This window comes from Pseudoxanthomonas mexicana (genome assembly GCF_001556105.1).
Classification (GTDB): Bacteria; Pseudomonadota; Gammaproteobacteria; order Xanthomonadales; family Xanthomonadaceae; genus Pseudoxanthomonas_A; species Pseudoxanthomonas_A mexicana_A.
In genome coordinates, this window is sequence record NZ_LSIF01000100.1 from 1 (window position 1) to 21,860 (window position 21,860).

Below are 21,860 nucleotides of genomic sequence, written 5' to 3' on the forward strand. Positions count from 1 at the left end.
GCTACAGTAACCCCGGACTCCAAATGGTTCCGCTACTGAAAGCGGGGGGACGTCGTTCCCCCACATCGTTGCCTAAGCCCTGGACCTCCACATGAACACCACTACGAACCTAATCATCGCAGCCGCCATTTCCTGGTTCCTGCTCCCCGCATTCGCCGCTGGCATGGCATGGCTGTCTTACGACCTCACCAAGCTTGTCTGGGTGCTGGCTGCTTTGGCGACAGCCTCGGTGCTGTTCGAGACGCCGCGGGAGTGGATCCTCAACCGCTTCCAGTAAGCACATGCGCATCCTCGAATCCCACATCGACCCGATTTCCGGCCACACCTACGCCGTCATCGAGAACCCGATTGCAGAAGGGCTGGCCGAAGGTCCCGCCTTGCGATACCGGCTCATCTGTGCGCTGGACCCGGACTGGGTGAGCAGGGCTAACACCCTGCGGTCAATCTCGCGAACGCCTCGGGTACACATCTACGAGACCGTCGATGTCCTGGATGTCTACGAGGACCTGCCCGACAGCATGGAGCGCATCAACGCGCTACGCCGGGAGTCCCGAGACCTGGGAGGCGTGCCCTACAAAGAACAACTCCGGAGCCGCCAATGATCACCAACGAACGCTACTTCTCCCTGCTCCAACACGAAATCGAACGCGGTTCACTTTCCCGCTTGAAGGTGGCCATGGAGTGCATCAGGGCCGACTACGTGAAGGGCAAGGTCGAGCAGGGCCTCCTGAGCCCGAAGTTCGTCCGGATGAAGTCCATGGGTCTGATGGTCAGCCAGGGTCTGGTCGATGTGCGAGGCAAGGACGACCTCACACCCATCATGTGGACCTGCATGGTGTACCGCCAGAAGTCGCTGGACGGCGACCATCTAGGCGCCCAAGCGGCCGACGCAATCGCTGATTGGCTGCTGCAGGAGCAAGCGTCCGTGGGTGCCCAAGGTGGACGGGAAATCATCCGGAACACCGACCGCCGGACGGGCGATGTGATCCACGAGCGTGGCCGGGGCAAGACCATCATGGAAGCCCTGGGCTGGGACAACCTGCCGCCCAGCGTGCAGCACCACATCAAGCGCCGTCGCCTGGTGATCGAGCCCGAGCTGGCAGCCGCCTGATCCGTTGTCTCCCTCGGCAAGCCCAGCCACAATCGGGGCGATTGGGGGACAACCATGCCATCTCGCGCCAGCCTGACCTTCGACCACGCCATCCAGGACGCGGTCGACCTCGTCAACCACTTTGACAAGCTCAACACCCAGCCACCGCCGCCAGAGAACGAGGTCCTAAAACGGGCCAGTCTGGTCATGGCGCTGGCCGCGCTCGAAACCTACTTCGAGGACCGACTGGTCGAGGCCGTCGACGCCTTGTGCGGCGAGGGTGACTCCGCCCAGACCCGCTTCATGCGCGACAGCCTGGCCAACGACTTGAAGTACTTCCACACGCCCAGTACCGACAGGGTGCGTCCGCTGTTCCAGAAATACCTCGGGCTGGACATTACTGAGGGCTGGAAGTGGAACATGATGGAGCCCAGCGGCGCGAGAAACGAGCTGAACAAGCTGGCGAAGAAGCGGGGCGACATTGCCCACCGCTCGGGGCGTCCCGCCAATGGTGTGCCCGCCAAGCACGCGGTCTCCCGCGATGACCTCAGGCGCCACATCCATTTCATCCGTCAGCTGGTCGTGGCCACGGACGCAGTGTTGGCCAAGCCGGGCTAAGCCTGCGCTTCGGCCCATCGCCGGCACGCCGTTCCGTACCGAGCCACGATGGCCATCTCGTCTTCTGGATCGATGGGAAACGCGGTCGGTGAGCGGCGGGTCGCCATCCAGGACACGTAAGCCGCGGACGCTTCGCGGTACTCCCGCTCCACGTCTTCCTGTTCCCTGGCGGCCCTTCGCCGCTCCGCCAGTCGGCGCATCCGCAGGGCGCTGGCCCCGACTTCCCGCGCAGCCGACACGGGCAAAGGCACCAAGACTCCGCCCACCTTGCGGGCGCGCAGTTCACTCACGCTGGCTGACGACACCCACCAGTGGTCCTGGAAGTCGCGTAGCTCAGTGCGTCGACCGATGCCGATCACCCACGCGTTGGCGTCGATCAGTTGCCACACGACGCGGCGGAAGTCGGTGTCAGTGAGCGCGTACACGGTCAGCCGCTTGTCGCGGTGGAGGGGTGTTCCCCCCAGTCGGGCGAGCAGGTGCGCAAGTCCCTTGGACTCCCGGTCCCCGTAGCGCCGGGACACTCCCAAGAGGCAGGACCCGTCATCGGGTTGGGCAGCGTAAACACGCGAGCGCGGCATCGCATGACGCTGGGCCAGAGCTTGGCGAACCTCAGTTAGCGTTGCGGACTTGGGCAGGGAGGCGGGGTGGTTCTGGGAGAGCTGCAGCACGGCGAGGCGCTGGTCAGCGAGGTGGGCGGGAAGGTCAGGGAGGGTCAGCAAGTCAGTGGATGCGCGCGACTGCTGGCAGCGACGGCAGCACACGAAGAGGTTATCGACGGTCAGCGGTCCCCCCAGGAAGGTGTGCACACAGGTGGCAATGACGGGGGCGGAGAAGGAGCGGGGAGTAGTGCGATCGAAAGGTGAACGGCACAGCGGGCAGTGGTCGGGAGCAGCGGCAAGGATCTTGCGGCGGGCGTATCGAGGCGCACTCAAATGGAACTGAACATCGCGGGAGGCGATGGCTTGCTGGAAGTCGGCGAGCGTGATGGTGGGGCAAGCAGGCGTCATGGGATGGATGGGGCTGTTCTGCATTGAGTGTGGCGGGGAGCGCGATGTTGGCAAGGGTAGTAGGGCGCTGAGGCGTGATGCGGGCGGCGCGACGACTGGTCTTGGTGGAGCGTCAGACGCAGTCGTCGCGAAAAGCAAAAGCACGAGGCGAGTGGTCAGAAGCTGTCGGGGACGTCTGCTTGCGTGGCTGGTCGAACGAGCTTCGTCAGCAAGCGCAGAGCAGAGTCAGGGGCATGGACAACACGCACCTTAGGTGGATTGACGGCGGCGGTAAGAAATCGCCCGAAACCGCTTGAACCTCAACAGCGTCGCGGGCTTGCACCCTACCGCCACGATTACCGCCAATCCGCGTGTTGCGGTGGGATTCGCTAAATCTGTCAGTCGTTTACGCATTACCGCCATCTAGTGGTTGCCAGAACGGGCTACCGCCATACGGTGAATGGACCTCCACGGGAGTCCATCCCTACCGTTCATGGCTGCCAAGAAGACCAGCATCGCGCTCGACCCCCAGGATCTGCTTCGCTACCGCAAGGCAGCAGACCTCCGCGGTCTCTCCGTCTCGGCCTTCCTGAAAGACACAGCCGACGCGGCCCTGGCCACGCCTGACCCGAAGGCCGACCTGCGCGCCTTCGCGGCCGACTTGCGAGCTGACCTTCGCGCCGAGTTCGCCAAGGTCTACGAAGCCATCGCCCTGAACAACGAACGCCACCGTGCCTCGGCCGACGAGTTGCGCCGACTGCACTTGGCCTTCCTGCACGACTTGAACGAGCAACAAAAGGAGGCCGTAAAGGTCGCCCTCGGCATCGGCCGCCAGCACGGGCAGGCCGAAGCACTCGCCAAGAAGACCCCGGCCAACAACCTCCGTCCCTCAGCCACCCCCCTCGCCTAGGAGCCCTCATGAAGTCCCCGATCCTCTCCCTCATCATCGCCGCGGTTCTGGCAGCCAGCACTCCGGCGCTCGCCCAGGAGACGCCACCCGCTGCCGAGCAGAGCCAACCCAGCAAGCCCAAGGCGGACAAGAAGCGTCTGTTCAAGGCTGGCGGCATCGGCTGCATCACGGGTGGTGCGCTGGCGTACCTGACCGGCAACAAGAAGAAGGCGTTGGCCAGTTGTGCTGTTGGCGCCGCCGTCGGTTCGGTTGCGTCTTACCGCAAGCAGATGGAAGAAGCGCGCGACTTGGCAGCCGAAGCGGAGCGCGCTGGCATGTCGGCCACCGTAGACACCAAGCAGGTGGAAGCGAAGTCCGGCGAGAAGGTCGAGGCCTTGGACCAGGTGGTCATCGCCTACGACCCCGCTTCCATGAGCGCACGCGACCCGAAGACGGTGGCGGTCCTGGATCGCATTGCGGCGTTGGCGAAGAAGTCCAAGGAGCCGTTGTCGATCGCAGCCGAAGGCCGGGACATGAAGGCCTGCCAGATCCCACTGGCTGAACTCAACGCACGCGACGCCTTCCCTCCGGCGAAGGCCATCGACCGGTGCGGCAAGGGCAAGGCCCAGCTCGTCATCTCGCCTGTGCCCGACCTGACCTGATCCCACTAAGGCCGGTCTCGAGTCCGGGGCCGGCCACTAACTTGGACCTCCACATGATCCGCATAAACAACGACACCAAGGAACTCCTGATCACGCTTGCGGCTCACCCCGCACCGTTCGAAGGACTCACCCCCGAAGACATCTCGGCCTTCTTCGCCGAGCAACCCATCACGTCGCCGGAGCGTGCGCCGTTCCAGGGCTTCACGCCTGACGATATCGAAGCGCTCTTCGCTGATGCCACCCATACCGGCCTGGTCGACAGCCATGACTGAGCCGGACGATCTCTTCTCATTCCTGGATGAGCCCAGCGTCAAACCCGCCAGGCCCGTCCTCCCGAACCTCGCGGACAGCTTGCGGGACGAAGGGCTGCTCCCGCAGCAAGGCAAGGAAGAGTCGGCCAGCACCGAGCTGCAGGAAGCGGAAGGACGATCATCCCCAACGCTGGCCACGGTCGAGCTGTCGGTCTCTAACGAGATGCGGCCAGAGGTTGCCGTGACGTCTTCCGAAGACAAGGAGGCGGTTGCGCCAGCCACCGTTGTGCGGGACGAGCCTGAGGCCGAGGAACAGCAGTTGCCGAGCCAGCCTCCCATGTCCGCGCTTGTTGCTGCTCCCGCAACGCATGTTGAGTTGCCCACCCCCGTCGCAACGACGGTCCCGGACTCCAGGTTGTCTCGCAAGCTCATCGTTGCCAGTGGAGCGGTTGCCGGGCTTGCCGTCGTGGGCTGGCTGCTGGCCTCCTACATACATAAGGAGTCTGCACCGCCCATCGCCGTGCAGGCGCCGCAGGTGGGGGCAGCACCTACGTCTGCCCCTGCTCCTGTCGTGGTGGAGCAACCCGCTCCTAAACCCGTCGCGGTCATTACGGAGCCCATTCCAGAGGCACTCCCGCCACCAGTACCCGAGCCAGCGGTCACCCCACCGCATGCATCCCCGAAGCGCGCTCCACAGACGAAGGCAGCGAGTCCTGACACCAAGAAGATGGCCACGCCTGCGCCCAAGCCCGAGCCGCAGTGGCAAGACGACGCCATGGATGCGCTGGACGATTTGGAAAAGCGCTTATGAACTCGCAAGACGAAGGGTTGCCATTTACTGCATCCGTCTTAGCGTGAAGTCATCCACACGAAACCATCTCTCCCATGATCCTAGAAGCCATCTTCATCCAGTTGCGCCGCGGTCGGCCGACGAAGTTCTTTGCATCCATCGTGTTGTCGTTCTACGGCGACCGGTTCATCAAGCGCCCCACCATGGCTGACCTTCCCAAGGAAGCGGGCGAGGAGGTCAACCAGCGGATCATCGATACCTGGTTCAACGTCCAGGAAGACCGGCTGCCACCAAAGCGGCTTCCGAACTGGGAAGTCGGCCAGTTGAAGGCCTCCCAGATCCGCGACGTGGAACAGCACCAAGTCGCCCGAGCCGTCGTTCTCAACACCGCCATCCTCTGCACGATGTTGGCCGCTCTGGGCGGAATGGTCAGCAAGCTGCAGCCCTGGTGGGACAAGCACAAGGCCGCTGCCGCCGCGGAAGAGGCACGTGAGTACGCGATCAAACGAGAAGACCTGAAGAAGGAGTGGGCCACCGAGATCGCCGGCTACTCCGCCCAGAAGTGCCTGGACGAAGTCTCTGACCTACGAAAGCGCACCACCCCCGAGCAGCGCGATCGCTATGCGGCACTGGAAAGCGGTTGCGCCCAGCACCGAGAGGCAATCGCCGGCATCGCGCGCACTTGGTCGTTGGACGACTGCGCTGACTACGGCATCAAGGCCAACAAGGTCCTGGCCGACGGCGGACAGGCCACCTGGGCGGACCGAGTGCTGTTCCAGGACGTCTGTTTCCCCAAGTACGGCGACGCGCTTCAAGCGCTCGTGAAGTAAGGAGCTCCACATGACCGCCATGACTGCCTACGACTCCCTAAACCTGTTCGACAAGCTGGCATTCGCCATCCGCTCCATCGTGATGCGTTCTGAGACTGCACAGCCGCGAGACAACCGCAGCTGGGTGTACCAGCGCGCCCAGGAGCGCTTCGACTACCTCGTGGAGGGTGGGGACCTGATCAATCTGGCCCCGATCCCTGCAGGGGAGCCCTTGGTCAACGTCCTGCCAGAACACTGCGACCAGCTTTTGGGCTTGGGGGCGATCGAACGCGATGGCGCGTTCCTCATGCCCGACAAGCTGGACGAGGAGGAAATCTGGAAGTTCAAGGACTGGTTCCCGCGTGCGCCCAAGGATTTGGAGTCGCAGGATCTGAACTGGCATCTCACGCGGGACGGCAAGCCAACCAATGGTTGGATCACGCCCGAAGATCTGGTTCGTAGTTCCGACTCCACGGCGACCTCCCTCCTGATCGGTGCGTTCCCAGTCCTGTTCGCTGCCGGTCAAACGCTCTGGCAGTTTCCTGGGGTTGGCCCCACGGCAGCGATGGCTGTATGTGGACCACTGCTGGCCCTGCATGCCTTCGCGCTCTACCAGGCCGAAGGTGCGGGCACGGTGGCCAAGGCCATTGCCATCGGTGGCGGTATTCCGCTGCTGGGCGCCGGGTTCGTTGGCTCAGGACTCGATCCCACAACCATGGGTGCCCGTGGACTGACCATAGGTGGTCTGGGCTTCGTATCGGTGTTCGGGCTGTGTGCCGTCCTTGCTGCTGCGTTCAAGGGACCGGGCAAGCAGTCGAACCTGTTCTCGTTCTTCTCGCGTGCCAAGCACCTTCTCATGGTCGTGGCCGCGGTCTACGGGCTGAATGTGGCCCTAAGCCTCTTGCCGTCCTGGCTGGGCTGGCTGAAAGCGTTGGGTTGGTACCTGCCGGCCTGTGCCTACCCGCTGTACTACACGCTAGGCAACTTCAAGGCGCGCACCGCTCAACTCGAACTGCAGGACAAGCGGGGTCTAGGATCCACTAGCGGCTCGGCCAGCATGCTGGGCAAACGCGCGAACCTGCGCATGTCGCAGATCCGCAGCGCCCATCGTGACAAGTCGCCCTTCATGGAGCTGGGTAAGTCACTGGGGGTCATGTGCCGCTACGACCTGGCGCTAGCCCCGGATCGTGGCCAGATCATGGGCCTCACCCAAGAGGACGCCAAGACCCATCTGATCATTTTCGGTTTGAGCGGCAAGGGCAAGACCGCCAAGGGCATCCGCAAGTTGATGCTCGAACTGTCCAGTTTGCCCATGCCCATCGGCGCCTTGGGCGCTGACGGCAAGTGGGCCCTGGTCGCCGACACCCGCGACTGGTGGGACCTGATCATCGAGCCAGGCATCAAGTTCGCACCCTTCCAGGGCATGACATCCCTGCAAGTCGCCCGCGCCTTCACCGAAGCCAGTGTCGGATCGAACGACAAGGAGTCGATCTGGGTGCAGGGCGCGATGGATACCCATCGCTATGGTTTGGCGATCCTCGAAGCTCTGGTCGCCCATGAGAAGAGCCGTCGTTCGTCTGAGTTCCAGCGGCTCGATGCGCTGGAAGAGCAGATCGACCACTGGTGTTCCGAGAAGCTGCTACGCGAACGAGCGGGGCAGGACACGTCGGATATCGATGCCAGACTGGCCGACCTGGAAGAGGCTGCGGATCACGCTAAGGGTGAGGTTAGTGGGCCTCGGCTCTATCGCTGGGATCCGGATGCTTACGTCAAGCTGATCAATATCATCGGCTCGGGCGAAACCTCCGATGGAAAGACCTGGCGTCCCAGCGCTCGTGCCATGGCGCTTTTCGACTACCTCGGCTTCAAATCCTCCGAGGAACGCAAGCTGCTGGAACCCGACACGGTTCACGCGCACTTGGCCGACTCCAGTCGTGTGCTGTCCAACTCCTTGTTCTACTTCACGGAGACCTGGTTCAAGGGCAAGACCGAGGAACAGCGCCAGTCGTTCCTGTTGAACATCGACAAGGACTTGCAAGGCTTCCTGCAGAACGACGAGTTGCGCGGCCACCTCATCGATGGGGTGGATCACGGTGAGGAAGCGTGGTCTCACACTGAGGAAGGTGTGGACGTCATGCAGTGCCTGTACGGCAAGAAGGTAGGTCTGAACCTGTCCGACCGCTACGGCAAGACGGCCAAGGTCATCCACAAGCTGATCCAGACCCGTGTGTATGACGCGCTTCAAGAACGTGGTGAGAAGTACGGCGACAACTGGATGGAGAAGACGGGCCAGACCTACGTCGTGGACATCAAGGACGAATGCCAGGATCTCATCGGCCCCTCGGAACTGACACTGTCGGCCAAGGCACGCTCCCTGGGGCTTGAGATGGTGTACGCCACGCAGACCTTCGAGGGTCTGAATGAAGCCTTGGGAGGCAAGGCAGCAACCATCGCCTTCCTGTCCAACTTCCGCTCCCGCATCGTGTTCGAGTCCTCGGCCGAGACCTACGAGTTCCTGCAAGGCGTTGCCGGAACGGCCAAGAAGAAGACGTTGCCTGTCAGTGTCCAGGCCACGATCGACACCAGCCGCGCCCTCAACGTGCTGGACAACAGTATCTACTCCAACCCCGATCACCCATCTGCCTGGGCGCTGCGCGACATGGCCCGCCGTGGATCGACGCGGCTCCAGATCGTCGTTCAGGGCGTGAAGAACTTCATGGGCATGACACGGAAGGTACCCATCGACGAGATGGACGAGCAGAACTACATCCCCGTCCACCAGGGCGGTGAATACAAGGAAGGGCCGATCCTCGAAATGACGGACATGACCGCCAACCTCATGGAGGAAGGGGTGGCCCTGCTGTACCTCAACCGTGCCAACCAGCCGCGCATCGACTTCGCGCGCATGGAGCACATCACCACTGCCGAGTTCGCGCGACGTCTCCGCACCATCCGCGCACGCCAAGCCACCACCTAACCAGGAGCCCCCATGTCCGCCAACCACGAAAACGATCTATCACTGGGCCGCCGCTACAAGAAGTACGAGGGTGCCTACAACCTGGCCTTCGCGGCCGACCCCAACCCGCAGTTGCGCCACTTCGACGAAATGGCACCGAAGGACGATCCCCAGTGGAAGCGACTAGAAGTGTTCCGCGGAAACGATCGAGAGGCGTACCACGCCCACAAGTCCAACCCGAATGACGCACTTGTTCGGCCCACTGACAAGGAGCAGGCCATGTGGGATGCCAACCAGCAGGACAAGTGGCGCATCGATCGTGAGCCCGCATTCGGCCAGCACCCCATGACGAACAACAAGTGGTTCGACATGTCGTTGGAGCAGCGTCGCTCCGACTCGTCCCAGAACTACTTCAACAGCGTTGAACAGCGGCACGGCGACGGATACGACGCTTGGGCGGTAAAGGCGGGTAGTTCCGTCGTGGCCAAGGACGACTACCTGCAGACGATGGCGTCCCTGGACATCGAGAAGGCACAGACAGCGCGTGCACAGAAGCAGGCTCCACAGGCTGAGCCGACCCAGCAAGAGACGGAAGTGCCGGCCACAGAGCAGCAGGTGGCGCCGAAGAGGACTCGATTGTCGCTGGCCGAGTTTCAGGGTTCTGCGGGCCAGTACATCGAGCAGCGATCCCGTGACCTCGCATCGCTTCCCGACGAGGGCCTGCGACAGGTCAATGATCAGACGAAAGCCGACTACCAGGCCCGAGGGCTGGGTCGGATTGAAGATGCGGGTCCAAGGATTCAGGCCATCAATGCCTTCCACGCCCGCGAACAGCAGCAACGCAATACGCCATCACAGGAGGTGCCCTCCGAGGCGTTCACCCAACGACGAACAAGGCAACAATGATCAACAAGGCGAGGGCCTCACTGATCGCAGCACTGGTACTGGCAGGCAACGTCCATGCGGCGGTTCCGAAACACATCGATGGCATGTCGCGCACCACGCGCATGCATGCTTCCCAGGCCTTGGCCTGCTCGCAACGCCTAGGTAGGCATCCCGATCTGTTGATCGTGGCCGACATGCGCTTGCCCAGCTCGGCCAAGCGGCTCTGGGCGATCGACACGCGCAGTGGCGAAATCCTGGTGCGAACTGAGGTGGCACATGGCCGTGGATCCGACCCCGGGCGACAGGGTCTCGCCCAGGTCTTCTCGAACACGCCGGGCAGCCTGATGACTAGCGTTGGGCTGTACGCCATCGCAGAGCCCTACCGGAACACCAAGGACGGTTCGACTCGTCGCCGGTTGGACGGTCTCATGCCCGGTTTCAATGATGCAGCACGCGAGCGTGCTGTCGTGCTTCATCCCGCCCGCTACGTGCGCGACGGGTGGGCAGGGCACTCGGAAGGTTGTCCGGCTGTCTCCTACGCCGTCATGGACCAGCTCAACGACCGTGGTCTGGACAACGCCATCTTGTGGATCGAAGGAGACCAGGAAGGGTTGGCCGAGGCCGTGGCCTCCTGTTCCATGACCAAGCCCACCCATCGGTTCCGGTGGCCCTGGCAGAAGCTGCCCACCAAGCCTGAGTGGAAGCCCGATGCGTCTGACGCCGTGAACCCCATGTTCGACATCCAGGCCGAGGGGTTCTGCCCGGTGAGGACTGACCTCGTGTGGTTCAGCCAGGAGGCACCCCTGTTTGCCAACTTGGCTGGGGATCGTTGGCCACTTGCGATGTGGTAGCCCAAAAAAGAAGAGGGGGGCTTTCGCCCCCCTCTCTTGTAAGCCGCAGGCTTACTTTTCTTTACGAACGCCCTTGAAGGGCTGCTTGTCCGATTTCACGTCCATGAAACGACCCGTGTCGGCGTTCCGTTTGACGTAGTGACCCGAGGGCGTCTGGGTCTGGGAACGGTTGCGGACAGCGCCGTTGCGATGCCCGTCACCTTTGGGTGGATTGGTAGCCATGAGTGTCTCCTGTGATTGATGATGGGGCTAAGCCATTCCCGCCTTCCCAATGACTGGGCAGCATTGCTGCTGCCCAGTCACCTACGCGATTACCTTGCGGTGTCATCGCGTACCCAGATCGGCCAGGCTTTCAGCCCTTTGGAGGCGGCATGCAGCTTCTTGCCATTCCTCAGGGTGATCACAGGCCTGAAAATCAGCCTGTAACCTGGACGATGGGGGTAGATCGGCGGAGTCGTTGTCGACATGGCCGTAGCCCTCGTGTTGGAGGTATCCAACCGAGAACTCACGGGAGGGGGCGTCTTATTGACAGGCTCGAAGAGTAATAGATATACTTTTTCGGCTGTCTTGGCGGACAGGCGCTCCACCCGCAAGACCACACGATGCTGGATACCGTGCAAGCGTGGTTTTGGGTCTTAGGGTCGATTTACGAGATCGACCACTAGATCTAGGTTGTAAAAGAGCTTGAAACCCAACTTCTAGGGCTCGGCCTCAGCGCCGGGCCTTTTCGCATTTCTTCAAGATTAGCACTCGTCGATGCCGATTGCTAACTTTTTTCGTCCCCGCAGGGTTTTCCTGTCCGGTAGACCGAACAAGTCGATTCTCTCAGCCGAGTTCGGGGTTGTCAAACGGAAAGTTCGGTGTAGTAGTATTTTCCCGATCCCAGTACCCAGACCCACCCCATGGCGACACGTCTCGGCGAGAAAATCCGACAGCTCCGGAAGGAGCAGCAGATGACCCTGGATGCCTTGGCTCTCGCCGCGGGGATGAGCAAGAGCTACCTATGGGAACTCGAGAACAAGGAGTCGCCTCGGCCGTCGGCGGAGAAGCTCGATGCGTTGGCGAAGATACTTGGGCGACCTGTGTCCTACTTCCTGGATAGCGAGGAAGAGGTGCCAGAGGAAGAGCATCTGAACGAGGCCTTCTTCCGCAACTACAAGGACCTCGAGAAGGAAGACCGGGAACGCATTCGAATGATCGTGGAGTCGTTCCGGAAGCGCTCCTGATGGCCGACCCGCTAACGGCGTCCAAGGCCGCGTACAAGTTCACCCGAGTGCTGGACTTGTTCGCCGCCCATCACGGCACACAGCGGTTCCCGATCGATGTTGTCGCGCTCGCCAAGGATGCAGCCAACCAGTTCGGTGGCTCGGATCCCATCACCGAAGTGCGTGCCGCTGACATCAAACGGTTCGAAGGGGCGCTGGTCCCGGGCGAGGATCGCCGCGAGTGGATGTTGCTCTACAACGACAAGATCCGATCCGAAGGTCGCATCCGTTTCACGCAGGCGCACGAACTCGGGCACTACCTCCTCCATCGGCATAAGCAGGAGTCCTTCTCCTGTGCCGAGAAGGATGTGGTCAACCTGGAAAAAGACGAGGCTACGATCGAAGCTCAGGCGGATGTCTTTGCATCGACTCTGCTTATGCCGTTGAACGACTTTCGGGAGCAGATGTCTGGTTCCGCGGATTTCGATGGGATCGGCGCATGCGCGAACCGCTATGGTGTTTCGCTCACGGCGGCAGCCCTGCGTTGGCTACGCCATACCGATACCCAGGCCGTTCTGGTCGTTCATCGTGATGGCTTCATGCAATGGGCTTTCTCGAGCGAGGCGGCGTTCAAGAACGGCGCGTTCTATCGAACCAGAAGCCAGACTGTGGCGATTCCAGACGCGTCTTTGGCGGCGAACGCAAACGTGGATCACGAGCGGTGCGGCGTTGAGATGCCGGCGCAAACCTGGTTTCCACACGCACCAGCCGACCTCTCGTTGCGTGAAATGAAGATCAGCGCTAACGAATACGACTCAGTGATGACGTTGCTGGTACTGCCACGCGGATCAAGCGTGTGGCAACCCTGGAACGAACGCGGAGCCAGGTAGCAGAGTTCAGTGCAGCCCTGCGTATTCCATCGCGGGCCGGGCTAGACAGGCCGGCCAGGCTGCCCACCCTGTTGTAGGTGAAGCCCGCCACCTACGACTCCTTCGGTCCACCAGGAAAGCACATCGACGCATCGATCCCAGTGCGTCGATGGGACCTTGGGTTGGCCTATGGCCTGCTGGGCGGTGCCGCCGGCTTTCTGCCGGTCGCACGCTACGGGCTTGGCTGGCCCGATACCTTTCGCGCGCTGGCCCTGGATCCGGCGTTCTACTCTCGCCTCGACAATCCGCACTGGATGGCCGATTGGTCCACGCTGGCAGTAGCCACCACCGTTGGCTTGGCCATGGGTGGCGGTGCGGCCTGGCTCGGCTTGATCCCGCGCTCGAACCAGTGGGTCGTATCGGGGCCACGACTCCTGGAAGGCAAGGAAGCGATCCGTGCTGCGCGTCGCCGCTCGCCCAGCAAGCGGGAGCGCAAAGCAGACCGCTTCGGGATGTATCTGCACCCCGACCTGTGGCTTGCCAAGAAGACCCTGTCGCGCCATATCCTGATGTACGGATCAGTGGGCTCGGGCAAGACGCAGATCCTGCTAGGTCTCCTGCAGCAAGTCTTCGCCCACAAGGAAGCCAAAGCCCTGATCTACGACGTCAAGGGCGATATGACGTCGAAGTTTCCCCAAGCCCAAGCCAGCCTTTGCACGCCATTCGATGCCAGAAGTCGATGTTGGTGGGTAGCGCGCGACGTACGCACGGCCACGCAGGCTGCGGCGTTCGCAGATAGCTTGATTCCTGAGGACTCAGGCTCGGGCAAGTTCTGGACGCAAGCAGCCAGGCAGATCCTGCTGGGCGTCGTGCTGTCGTTGCAGAACGAGAAGCCTCAGCGCTGGACCTGGACGGATTTGGCGCAGCGCGTGTCGCTTCGCGCCCGAGAGATGGCGCCCGTTCTCGATCGGAACTATCGCAAGGCATACGGCCTGATCTCCAATCCGGACTCGCAGACGAGCTTCAACGTGCTTGCCACGCTGCAGGGCTTCACGCGCGTCATCGATGACCTGGCGCGAGCATGGCCTGACTACAACGTGGGCAAGAACCTGACGCCAGACACCCCATGGCCAGGGGAGAAAGGCGAGGCGAAGTGGAACGCGAAATGGCTTCGTGGACGCCGGCTGTTCTCGCTCACCGAATGGGCGATGGATGACTACCAGGGGCCGAAGAAGGTCATCCTGCAAAGCGGCCCGGACTCAGGACTGACGGCGGCCTACATCGCAGCCATGGTCAACGTGGCGGTGCCGGCCATCATCTCGCCGCAGCTACCGGACAATGAGAACGGCCGCTTCCTCGGCTTCTTCTTGGACGAGCTGGCCAGCATCGGCAGGCTGAACATTGCGCCGCTCATCGACAAGGGCCGCAGTAAGGGATGTGTGGTGGTGGCCTGTACCCAGGACCTGGCCCAACTTCGGACGCCCCAGCTGTACGGCGAACACATGGTCAAGGCGTTGCAGGGCATGGTGGGTACGCACATCGTCTGCCAGATCCAGATGGGTGAGACGCGAGAAGAACTGTCCAAGTTGATGGGCTCGAACAACGTCGCCCGCATGGACCACTCGCGCGAAGCGCGCCTCTCCAACGAGGCCAAGCCCGTGGTCTACCCGTCGCAACTCACGGACATGCTGGGCTTCCGCAAGACGCCCAAGAAGGATCCCGGCTTCGTGATCAGGGCCGTCGTCCAGCAGGGCGGTGACTTGCTGCTCTTGGACTTCCCGGGGCAGCCCATGCCCGACCTACGACCTGGGCAGGTGCCTGCCAAGTGGACGCAGCGGGCGGCCGGGTACGAGCAGGATCGCGACGACGAGCCCTTGGTGGCTGGATGGGCGGGTAAGGCAATCGGTGAGGCCTTCACGGAGCGTGAGATCGACGCGTTCTTCCAGAGCAAGACCATTGAGATCTAGCGAGACTGTTCGCACCCCGCGTAGTTGCCATTTACAGCATCAAGGACATGCTGGGATCAGGTCTCCACACACCTGTCTCCATGAGCCTCTTCAACTCGGCTGGGTTCCTACAACCCGCTTACCACTTCCGCGAACTGCTTCAAGCCGGTGCCGACCCCAACGAGATCTGGCGATCGGAGCCAGGCACAGCGTTCGATGTGCGAATGCCGTTGCTGGCGGCGGCCAAGTCCCGCGACGGGTCGGCCCACCTGCGGCTGCTCCTGGCTGATCCACGGACCGACCTAAGGGCTGGCGACCCGCAAGGCCTGACGGCCCTTCATTGGGCCACGGCCAATAGCCACCTGGAAGCCATGGGTCTGTTGCTGGGCGCAGGCGCTGATCACCGACTTGGTGATTGCTCCGGGCGTACTTCGCTTCACATTGCGTGCCAGTCCGTCGATGAAGGTCCCATGCGCGTATTGCTTGCCGCAGGCGCTGATCCGAACGCTACATGGGCAGGCCGCGCGGCCCTGCACGAAGTGATGTCGCGCTGGACCTCCTGGCCTAAGCCTCAGGAGGCAAAGGTGGTCTTGCTCCTCGCCTCGGGGGCGCGGGTCAACCAGCGAGACCGACAGGGCATGACCCCGCTGTACTACGCCGCCTGCTCGGGCTGGGCTCGCCTGACCTCGCTGCTCTTGAAGCACGGCGCTGACCCCACCCTGCGGGCCGACAAAGGTGAGCGTCCGTTGGACGCCGTCTTGCGCCAGGTCGCTGTGGGTCCGGGGCGTCATGAGTCCGGGTGGCAGGAGACGCTAGAAGTGCTCCTGGATCACGACCGTAAGGGTTTGCTTGCCTGCCTGGCCCAGGTGAGCGAGCGCGTGGCGATGCGCCGCGCCATGTGACTTGCCAACGCGGCCACTTTTCGGACACTAGAACATGCTCAAGCTCAAAGACCTCTCGGCCACAGGCCACAACGCCAACGGCGACAACGTCATCGACTACCTCATGAACACCGAGGCCCTGTCGAACTATTACGTGGGCCAGAAGGGCATGGAAGAAGAGACCATGCGCTGGCGTGGCCACGGTGCTGCCATGCTCGACCTGCTGGGTAAGCCCGTTGAAAAGCAGCAGATGCTGGAACTGGCAGCCGGCTACTCGCCCGACGGGAAGAAGACGCCGCTTTGCCAGAACGCAGGCGTGCTGCCCCAGAAGAAGTTCAAGCTCGATCGCGATGGCCAGCCACGCCTGGAAAAGAATGGCAACCCTGAGTTCGTCTGGCAGGGCGGCCACCAGGTGGGCTACGACTGCACGCTGAGCGCACCCAAGTCGGTGTCGTACCTCATGGCCATTGCGCCTCCCGAGGAGCGTGGTGAGATCCTCGCGGCGCACCGTGCCGCCGTCGACCAGGCGTTGGAGTACCTGGAAGGCAAGGTCGAAACACGCCGCGGGAAGGCGGGCAAGGACTTCCACACGGTCGATGGTCTCGTCATGACCTCTTGCGACCATCTCTGTGAGCGGACGAACACGTTCTCTCTTCACACCCACACGCTCATATACGGCGTTTCCTATGGACCAGACGGGGAGTGGAGGACGTTTGAGTCCAGCGAGCTGTATCGGCATCAGAAAGCGGGCGACGCGGTCTACATGTCCCACCTGGCCGAGAACCTGCGTCAACTCGGCTACGGTATCGAGCAGGATGCGCTCCTGGACAAGGAGCAGCAGGACACCGGCATCCGGTCCTGGCGTGTCGCCGGCATCAGCCGCGAGACCGAACTGATGTTCTCCAAGCGTCAGGAAGAGATCCAGCAGGCCATGGAGACAGGCTTGTCCCACCAGCAAGCATGGCAGCAGACCCGCAAGCATAAGGATGAACCCTCGCCCGAGGAGCTATTCGCCAACTGGCAGGAGACGATCAAGGGGCTGTGGCAGGAGACCGATATCGCTCACTACAAGGGCCGTCCCGATGTACAGGCGCCACGTCGATCAGACGATGACATCCTGGCTGCGCTGCACAAGTCCACAGCGGTGGTGACCGAGGCCGATATCCAGTGGGCGGTATACCGCGCTCGTGCCGGCGAGAGTCCCGACGCCCTGCAAGCGGACGTCCAGCGCTTCAAGGACACCATGGTCCACATCGCGCCCGAACGGCAGGCTGCCGTCGATCAGGGTGAGCATGTCTCCCGGCGCTACTCTGAAACTCGCTTTGCATGGTCGAAGATCGTGGACTGGGAACAAGAAGTCTCCCGGCGCGCGTCCGAACGCAAGGATGACCAGAGCGTCCGTGTTCCCAAGACAGTTCTGGCCCAGGCGATCGCAAGCTACCAGCAGGAGAAGGGCTTCAACCTATCCGACGAACAATCAAACGGCCTGTATCACCTGTGCTCGGAGTCGGGTGGATACGCCGTGCTGGCGGGTGTCGCCGGAAGCGGAAAGACCACCATGTCCGACGTATTCAAGAAGGCATTCGAGGCCAACGGCCAGCATCTGATTGGCGTATGCGTTTCAAACAAGGCGGCCAACAAGCTGCAAGAAGAGTCTGGCATGGAGTCCATCAACATCAAGAAGATGATCTCGCGTCTGGATCGCGGCAAGCCGTTGACTGACTGCGTGCCTGCGCTCACCAGCAAGTCGGTGGTGGTCTTGGATGAGGCGGGAATGGTGCCAACTTGGGAGGTGCGAGAGCTGATGCGCCACGTGGACGCCGTTGGAGCGAAGCTCCTACTTCAAGGCGACTCCAAACAGCTTCAGCCGATCGGGCCTGGCTCAGGTATGTCCTTGGTCTCCGAACAGCTTGGACAGGCTGAACTGACTGAGATTCGACGGCAGAAGCACGAGGCGGACCGTGAAACGGCCGTGTCGTTCTACGACCGCGACGAGCAAGGCCGCATCATCTTGGATAACCGCGGGCCCAAGTCGAGGCATGAGATCCACGAGAAGAGCGTTAGGATCTTCAATAGGCTGGACCGGGGCGGCTATATCGAGTCGTTCAATAGCCGACCAGAGGCGATGGATGGGCTGGTGCGCGACTGGCTCGATTGTCCGCATGCCATCGATAACCGACTGATACAGGTCCACGACCATGCCGACAGCCAAGCGCTGACCGCCAAGCTTCGCGACGGTCTACGCGAGCGTGGAGTCCTGGCAGGACCCGACCACACCTTCGTGGGACGACGCGATCAGCGGGAGTACGACATGAGCGTGGCCCTGGGCGACCGGGTCCGGATCACCAAGAACGACAATACGCTGGGCGTGGAGAACGGCGACATGTGCGAGGTCGAAGGCATCACGCGAACCAGCAAGGGTTCGCTCGCCTTGAACTTGCGCGTGGAAGGGCGACATGGCCAACCCAGCTTCGCCGTCGCTGTGGACACGGAGGAATGGAACCACCTGCAGCATGGCTACTGCCGTACCGTCCACGATGCCCAAGGGCAGGGAAAACCCGCGGTCTTCCACTTCGCCAACGCCAAGATGGTCGACAACCAATCGGCCCTGGTGGCCTTCACTCGTCTCACGTCCGACCGATACCGCATGTACGGCGCCGAGGTCGAGCTAGAACAGGTCCGTACACGACTGGGTGCTGACCGCTTGAAGCAGAACGCCACCCAGGAAGGCTTGTGGCGGGCCAGGACTCCGGTACCCTCGGCGGAGCAGCAGTACGACCAGGAACTGCGGCGGCGGCTAGATCAGGAGGTAAGTAGCGGGCTCCAGATGTAGGCGGGATGCGATCTGTCAAGAGACATCCTACACTTCACGAAGAAGTCAATGCCTATCGACAAGGAGAGGCCGATGTCGCGAGTACTGATCTATCCAATTGGAAGCCTTTGGATGGTTCGCGTGATTGACAATCATGGGAACTCGGAGCAGTTCTCCGGCGGAGAAAGTCAGAACGAAGCAAAGCAGCACGCCGCTGACTACTTCGCGCAGATCGGAAATGCGATGCCTAATGTGGAGTACTTGAACTCTAAGCCTCAGGCCGACATTGAGGCGACGAAGGTCAACGGCATTGTCTCCGTTACAGCTAAGGCCAATATGAGATCTAAGAGGCTTGAACGATTGACGAGCCTGTTAGGAGACTATGCAGACCCCACAATGACTCCTCGAGACCTCGGGGATATTTGGCAAGAAGTCGAAGGCGAACTCGAGGCTATCAAGGCCCTCAAATAGCCCTCAAATAGGCCACCCCACCAAGAACCGGGTTCGCCAAGCTTCCAGTCGTCGCCACCACGGCATACGCCGACCCAGGTTCACTACCAAGTTGGGCGGCTGGACGTAGACGGTCCAGCCTGCCGTATGGGCCACCCAGCGCCATACGTACTCCCGCCGCTCCGCATCGCCATAGGTGCCATCGATAGCTTCCAGGACAACCATCCTGTGGGGGCGCAGCCATCCGCTGCGCGAGGCGCGGTGCTGGCTGGCTCGCTGCCTAGGGTCGACGGACTGCCCGATGTAGACCGCACGCTCGTCATCGAAGACCAGCGCGTACAGGTGGCGGGTGCGCCGCTGAAAGTGAGAGCGTCGGACATGATGGGCCATCCCTCCAAGGTAGGAAGGGAGCCATTTCTGGCAACCCTGAAACAAGACGCCCCCGGCGAACCGGGGGCGGGGCATAGAGACCCAGCGGCGAGGGCGAGGGAAGCCCGCCGCCCTCTTACGATGCGCAGGGTCGGTCGGGAGTCAAGCGCGAGGCCTTTGAAGCTCTACACCGCGGTCCGCTTGGCCAGCACAAGGGCGATGACCTTGGCCGCTTCGTCAGCGGGCATTTCCGACAGCATGGATGCTGCAGCCTCGATCATGGACTCGTCTACCAACTCGCCCTTAGCCAACCGCCTGCGGTCGGCTTCTACCATCTTCTTGCGCATGGCATCAGCCTTCGGGTTGTAGTAGCGCATGAAGGAGCCGAGGTCTTCGTGGCCTGAGATCTTGGCGATCATCGCCGCGGGCATATCCTCGCCCAGTTCAGTGATGCGCGTATGGCGGAGGTCGTGGAGCCTCTTGTTCAACAAGAGGGGGGCGTCGTGCTTCTTTGCTGCTCGGCGGCGCGCCCGCTCCCACGCTTTCGTGACAGCGTCCGCCCAGATTCGATTGCCAGCAACGGTCAGAAAGACGGCACCTGATTGCGCCTTGCTGGCCTCACGACGTCGAGCCAACATTTCCTCGATGACGGGGACGAACGGAACCACGCGCTCCCGCTTCAACTCTTTACCATTCACCCGGCGACTCTTGGTGTTCGTGAGCCTGGCTGAGGTGTTGTCCGTGGCTACCCGCTCCCAGTCCAGCTTGACCGCTTCGCTTCGACGCATGGCGGAGTAGCGGTTCATCAGCACGATGTCGAGCGTTGCCTGATCGCAGTCCTTCATTTCGTCCAGGATCCATCCGAACTCTTCCTCGGTCAGGATCTCGTCGCGTCCAGGATCTTTGGGCAAGGGTGGCAGCGGAACCTTTGTAAGGTCCAGGTTCAAGCCCCACTCGCGGATGGCATGCCCCATCACCGTGCGGATAGTCTGGATCAGCTTGATGCTTGCGCCATTCTTCGGCAGCTCGCCGTTCTTGCCCTTGTAGTGGAGCAGGATCGCCCTGGGGTGAAACTTCGCGTGTTCGGTATAGAAGTCCGTGGGCACAAGTTCGTCCATCGGTTTGTCGATCACCGGGGCGAAAGCCTTGTTCTTGGCGTTCGCTCCCTTCTCGGCAATACCCAGCAGGACACGAACGCGGGAGCGATCAGAAGCGCAGGAACGGTACTTGATTGAGCCGTCATCCAGCCCTTCCAGATACAGGGTGAGCAACGCCCTCAGCGTCCACGAACTGGCCTGCGCACTGCGCGAAAACTTCTTTCCGGACTCCTTCAATGCGTGCCATTCGGCCTCAGCCCATGCTTCTGCCTGCTTCTGCCAATGGAGAAGATCCTTTTCGGTGTAGCCACCCGTCTTGGGGCTGATCGACAGCTTCCAGACATGGGTCTTGTCACGATGAGCGGTGTTTTCCTTTTGCCAGCGGATGCGTGCAGCCCATCGGGGCTCGCCAACGGCTATAAAGAAGACGCCCGGAACGGAGGACGGCCAATCCTGTGCCAGCAGCGCTTTGGACTTGGCCCTGGCCGCCATTACTGCCTTGGAAGGACGCGCCATTTTTGCCCCTGATTTGCCACGATTACCGGATGCTACCCTGAAATGATTGCAAAAACAGCAACATACGGAACACCTATGTTCCATCAGGAAGCCAAGATCGCGCAATCGGGCCTGACCGACCTGTTCCACCGCATCGAGGTCGTCTCGGAGAAGGACGAGGCCACGTACGCGCGCGTGCTGCGCGAACTGGACGTAACGCCTTCGCACTTCGCGATGATCGGCAATTCGTTGCGATCGGATATCGAACCCGTGCTCGCCTTGGGCGGGTGGGGCATCCATATGCCGTACCACGTCACTTGGGCGCTGGAGGCCGAGCACGGCGTCGACGCCGATGCGCCGCGCCTGCACGTGGTGGAGAACGCGGGTGGACTGGTGGATGCATTGGCGAGGATCGAGGCGACAGCTGATGCCTGACGACATGCGTGGTGCAGCGGCCCTGGGACACAGTGCCACGGTGAAGCGTGCGCTGCCGATGGCGTTCCTGTTGTCCTGCGCCCTGTCCATGGCGACCGGCATGCCCGCGTCCGCGCAGGAAAGCGCGGAGACCTATGCGCCCGCGTCCGGCGATACGTCGGTGGATCGCCACCTCGCCGACATCAACGAATACGCGGCCCGCTATCCCGCTGCGTTCGCGGACGAGATGGCGCGCTATTACGCCGTCCCGCGCGCCTATGTCGAAGCGATGCAGCAACAGCCCGACTGGACGGCCGGCGACATCTTCATGGCCTGCGCGCTGGCGCAGATCGTGGGCCAACCCTGCCGCGCGGTCGTCCGCGAATGGTCGCGCGACCATGAGGGCGGCTGGAGGGCCGTGGCGGGTCGTCTGCAGGCGGAACCGGGCGGCGCGCAATACCGTCGCCTGCACAGCGCCATCGACGCCAGCTATGCGCGCTGGGACAGGCCAGCGCCGCGCAACTGAGCGCGTGCC

Annotated in this window: 22 protein-coding genes and 1 pseudogene; 20 read left to right on the forward strand and 3 right to left on the reverse strand. The window is 62.1% G+C overall.

Going from position 1 to position 21,860, the window contains the following annotated elements:
• Nucleotides 1–91 precede the first annotated feature (91 nt).
• The 4 genes from AX730_RS17255 to AX730_RS17270 are packed head-to-tail and all read left to right on the forward strand — an operon-like array spanning nt 92 to nt 1,708.
• The gene (locus tag AX730_RS17255) at nt 92–277 is read left to right on the forward strand and encodes a hypothetical protein (RefSeq protein ID WP_062358442.1); all 186 of its coding nucleotides are present in this window, start codon (nt 92–94) and stop codon (nt 275–277) included.
• 4 nt (nt 278–281) lie between these two features.
• Complete coding sequence (locus AX730_RS17260) at nt 282–602, forward strand: hypothetical protein (RefSeq protein WP_062358443.1); 321 nt, start codon at nt 282–284, stop codon at nt 600–602.
• Nucleotides 599–1,111: a hypothetical protein gene (locus tag AX730_RS17265; protein WP_062358444.1), complete on the forward strand. Its 513-nt coding sequence runs from the start codon at nt 599–601 to the stop codon at nt 1,109–1,111. The genes AX730_RS17260 and AX730_RS17265 overlap by 4 nt, the downstream gene beginning before the upstream one ends.
• 54 nt (nt 1,112–1,165) lie before the next feature.
• Nucleotides 1,166–1,708: a HEPN domain-containing protein gene (locus AX730_RS17270; protein WP_062358445.1), complete on the forward strand. Its 543-nt coding sequence runs from the start codon at nt 1,166–1,168 to the stop codon at nt 1,706–1,708.
• Here the strand turns inward: AX730_RS17270 and AX730_RS17275 are convergent.
• The gene (locus tag AX730_RS17275) at nt 1,705–2,715 is read right to left on the reverse strand and encodes a hypothetical protein (protein WP_157074329.1); all 1,011 of its coding nucleotides are present in this window, start codon (nt 2,713–2,715) and stop codon (nt 1,705–1,707) included. The two genes, AX730_RS17270 and AX730_RS17275, sit on opposite strands and share 4 nt — an antisense overlap.
• A 472-nt stretch (nt 2,716–3,187) precedes the next feature.
• Between AX730_RS17275 and AX730_RS17280 the strand changes: the two genes are divergently transcribed.
• The 8 genes from AX730_RS17280 (at nt 3,188) to AX730_RS17315 (ending at nt 10,787) form a co-directional block, all read left to right on the forward strand.
• Nucleotides 3,188–3,604 (forward strand): hypothetical protein, encoded by a 417-nt coding sequence (locus AX730_RS17280; RefSeq protein WP_062358447.1) that lies wholly within the window; start codon nt 3,188–3,190, stop codon nt 3,602–3,604.
• A gap of 8 nt (nt 3,605–3,612) precedes the next feature.
• Nucleotides 3,613–4,245 carry a hypothetical protein gene (locus AX730_RS17285; RefSeq protein ID WP_062358448.1) on the forward strand — a complete coding sequence of 211 codons (633 nt, stop codon included), beginning with the start codon at nt 3,613–3,615 and terminating at the stop codon, nt 4,243–4,245.
• Nucleotides 4,246–4,298: 53 nt separating this feature from the next.
• The gene (locus tag AX730_RS17290; RefSeq protein WP_062358449.1) at nt 4,299–4,517 is read left to right on the forward strand and encodes a hypothetical protein; all 219 of its coding nucleotides are present in this window, start codon (nt 4,299–4,301) and stop codon (nt 4,515–4,517) included.
• Complete coding sequence (locus AX730_RS17295) at nt 4,510–5,307, forward strand: hypothetical protein (protein ID WP_062358450.1); 798 nt, start codon at nt 4,510–4,512, stop codon at nt 5,305–5,307. Before AX730_RS17290 ends, AX730_RS17295 begins: the two co-directional genes overlap by 8 nt.
• 74 nt (nt 5,308–5,381) lie before the next feature.
• Complete coding sequence (locus AX730_RS17300) at nt 5,382–6,116, forward strand: hypothetical protein (RefSeq protein WP_062358451.1); 735 nt, start codon at nt 5,382–5,384, stop codon at nt 6,114–6,116.
• 10 nt (nt 6,117–6,126) lie between these two features.
• Complete coding sequence (locus AX730_RS17305) at nt 6,127–9,072, forward strand: type IV secretory system conjugative DNA transfer family protein (protein ID WP_062358452.1); 2,946 nt, start codon at nt 6,127–6,129, stop codon at nt 9,070–9,072.
• 12 nt (nt 9,073–9,084) lie between these two features.
• Nucleotides 9,085–9,957 (forward strand): hypothetical protein, encoded by an 873-nt coding sequence (locus AX730_RS17310; protein ID WP_062358453.1) that lies wholly within the window; start codon nt 9,085–9,087, stop codon nt 9,955–9,957.
• Nucleotides 9,954–10,787, forward strand: a complete 834-nt coding sequence (locus AX730_RS17315) for a murein L,D-transpeptidase catalytic domain-containing protein (protein WP_062358454.1) — start codon at nt 9,954–9,956, stop codon at nt 10,785–10,787. Before AX730_RS17310 ends, AX730_RS17315 begins: the two co-directional genes overlap by 4 nt.
• A gap of 51 nt (nt 10,788–10,838) precedes the next feature.
• Here the strand turns inward: AX730_RS17315 and AX730_RS19235 are convergent, their stop codons facing one another.
• The gene (locus tag AX730_RS19235; RefSeq protein ID WP_180890675.1) at nt 10,839–11,009 is read right to left on the reverse strand and encodes a hypothetical protein; all 171 of its coding nucleotides are present in this window, start codon (nt 11,007–11,009) and stop codon (nt 10,839–10,841) included.
• A 680-nt stretch (nt 11,010–11,689) separates the two neighbouring features.
• Between AX730_RS19235 and AX730_RS17320 the strand changes: the two genes are divergently transcribed.
• From AX730_RS17320 to AX730_RS17345, 6 genes are all read left to right on the forward strand, one after another.
• On the forward strand, nt 11,690–12,013 hold the full coding sequence (locus AX730_RS17320) for a helix-turn-helix domain-containing protein (RefSeq protein WP_062358455.1): 324 nt from the start codon (nt 11,690–11,692) through the stop codon (nt 12,011–12,013).
• Nucleotides 12,013–12,882: an ImmA/IrrE family metallo-endopeptidase gene (locus tag AX730_RS17325; RefSeq protein WP_062358456.1), complete on the forward strand. Its 870-nt coding sequence runs from the start codon at nt 12,013–12,015 to the stop codon at nt 12,880–12,882. The genes AX730_RS17320 and AX730_RS17325 overlap by 1 nt, the downstream gene beginning before the upstream one ends.
• Nucleotides 12,883–12,959: 77 nt before the next feature.
• Nucleotides 12,960–14,828: a type IV secretion system DNA-binding domain-containing protein gene (locus tag AX730_RS17330; protein ID WP_157074330.1), complete on the forward strand. Its 1,869-nt coding sequence runs from the start codon at nt 12,960–12,962 to the stop codon at nt 14,826–14,828.
• Nucleotides 14,829–14,908: 80 nt separating this feature from the next.
• Nucleotides 14,909–15,709, forward strand: coding sequence for an ankyrin repeat domain-containing protein (locus AX730_RS17335; RefSeq protein WP_062358458.1), 801 nt, complete (start codon nt 14,909–14,911; stop codon nt 15,707–15,709).
• Between the two features lie 34 nt (nt 15,710–15,743).
• The gene (gene mobF / locus AX730_RS17340; RefSeq protein ID WP_062358459.1) at nt 15,744–18,521 is read left to right on the forward strand and encodes a MobF family relaxase; all 2,778 of its coding nucleotides are present in this window, start codon (nt 15,744–15,746) and stop codon (nt 18,519–18,521) included.
• 72 nt (nt 18,522–18,593) lie between these two features.
• Complete coding sequence (locus AX730_RS17345) at nt 18,594–18,971, forward strand: hypothetical protein (protein WP_157074331.1); 378 nt, start codon at nt 18,594–18,596, stop codon at nt 18,969–18,971.
• A 533-nt stretch (nt 18,972–19,504) separates the two neighbouring features.
• Here AX730_RS17345 and AX730_RS17355 read toward each other — a convergent pair.
• Nucleotides 19,505–20,932 (reverse strand): tyrosine-type recombinase/integrase, encoded by a 1,428-nt coding sequence (locus AX730_RS17355; RefSeq protein WP_198147240.1) that lies wholly within the window; start codon nt 20,930–20,932, stop codon nt 19,505–19,507.
• Nucleotides 20,933–21,007: 75 nt separating this feature from the next.
• Here AX730_RS17355 and AX730_RS17360 point away from each other — a divergent pair.
• A pseudogene (locus AX730_RS17360) lies at nt 21,008–21,346 on the forward strand (HAD family hydrolase); the annotation flags it as partial.
• Complete coding sequence (locus tag AX730_RS17365) at nt 21,339–21,851, forward strand: hypothetical protein (protein WP_062358463.1); 513 nt, start codon at nt 21,339–21,341, stop codon at nt 21,849–21,851. The pseudogene AX730_RS17360 and the gene AX730_RS17365, both read left to right, overlap by 8 nt.
• Nucleotides 21,852–21,860 lie beyond the last annotated feature (9 nt).

What these genes read in the sequence shown, in the direction of transcription:
- AX730_RS17305 (WP_062358452.1), top strand. Translation starts at nt 6,127, where the DNA reads ATGACCGCCATGACTGCCTACGACTCCCTAAACCTGTTCGACAAGCTG.
- AX730_RS17255 (WP_062358442.1), top strand. Translation starts at nt 92, where the DNA reads ATGAACACCACTACGAACCTAATCATCGCAGCCGCCATTTCCTGGTTC.
- AX730_RS17280 (WP_062358447.1), top strand. Translation starts at nt 3,188, where the DNA reads ATGGCTGCCAAGAAGACCAGCATCGCGCTCGACCCCCAGGATCTGCTT.
- AX730_RS17285 (WP_062358448.1), top strand. Translation starts at nt 3,613, where the DNA reads ATGAAGTCCCCGATCCTCTCCCTCATCATCGCCGCGGTTCTGGCAGCC.
- AX730_RS17295 (WP_062358450.1), top strand. Translation starts at nt 4,510, where the DNA reads ATGACTGAGCCGGACGATCTCTTCTCATTCCTGGATGAGCCCAGCGTC.
- AX730_RS19235 (WP_180890675.1), bottom strand. Translation starts at nt 11,009, where the DNA reads ATGGCTACCAATCCACCCAAAGGTGACGGGCATCGCAACGGCGCTGTC.
- AX730_RS17270 (WP_062358445.1), top strand. Translation starts at nt 1,166, where the DNA reads ATGCCATCTCGCGCCAGCCTGACCTTCGACCACGCCATCCAGGACGCG.
- AX730_RS17325 (WP_062358456.1), top strand. Translation starts at nt 12,013, where the DNA reads ATGGCCGACCCGCTAACGGCGTCCAAGGCCGCGTACAAGTTCACCCGA.
- mobF (WP_062358459.1), top strand. Translation starts at nt 15,744, where the DNA reads ATGCTCAAGCTCAAAGACCTCTCGGCCACAGGCCACAACGCCAACGGC.
- AX730_RS17320 (WP_062358455.1), top strand. Translation starts at nt 11,690, where the DNA reads ATGGCGACACGTCTCGGCGAGAAAATCCGACAGCTCCGGAAGGAGCAG.
- AX730_RS17260 (WP_062358443.1), top strand. Translation starts at nt 282, where the DNA reads ATGCGCATCCTCGAATCCCACATCGACCCGATTTCCGGCCACACCTAC.
- AX730_RS17335 (WP_062358458.1), top strand. Translation starts at nt 14,909, where the DNA reads ATGAGCCTCTTCAACTCGGCTGGGTTCCTACAACCCGCTTACCACTTC.
- AX730_RS17310 (WP_062358453.1), top strand. Translation starts at nt 9,085, where the DNA reads ATGTCCGCCAACCACGAAAACGATCTATCACTGGGCCGCCGCTACAAG.
- AX730_RS17345 (WP_157074331.1), top strand. Translation starts at nt 18,594, where the DNA reads ATGTCGCGAGTACTGATCTATCCAATTGGAAGCCTTTGGATGGTTCGC.
- AX730_RS17315 (WP_062358454.1), top strand. Translation starts at nt 9,954, where the DNA reads ATGATCAACAAGGCGAGGGCCTCACTGATCGCAGCACTGGTACTGGCA.
- AX730_RS17265 (WP_062358444.1), top strand. Translation starts at nt 599, where the DNA reads ATGATCACCAACGAACGCTACTTCTCCCTGCTCCAACACGAAATCGAA.
- AX730_RS17290 (WP_062358449.1), top strand. Translation starts at nt 4,299, where the DNA reads ATGATCCGCATAAACAACGACACCAAGGAACTCCTGATCACGCTTGCG.
- AX730_RS17300 (WP_062358451.1), top strand. Translation starts at nt 5,382, where the DNA reads ATGATCCTAGAAGCCATCTTCATCCAGTTGCGCCGCGGTCGGCCGACG.
- AX730_RS17275 (WP_157074329.1), bottom strand. Translation starts at nt 2,715, where the DNA reads ATGACGCCTGCTTGCCCCACCATCACGCTCGCCGACTTCCAGCAAGCC.
- AX730_RS17365 (WP_062358463.1), top strand. Translation starts at nt 21,339, where the DNA reads ATGCCTGACGACATGCGTGGTGCAGCGGCCCTGGGACACAGTGCCACG.
- AX730_RS17355 (WP_198147240.1), bottom strand. Translation starts at nt 20,932, where the DNA reads ATGGCGCGTCCTTCCAAGGCAGTAATGGCGGCCAGGGCCAAGTCCAAA.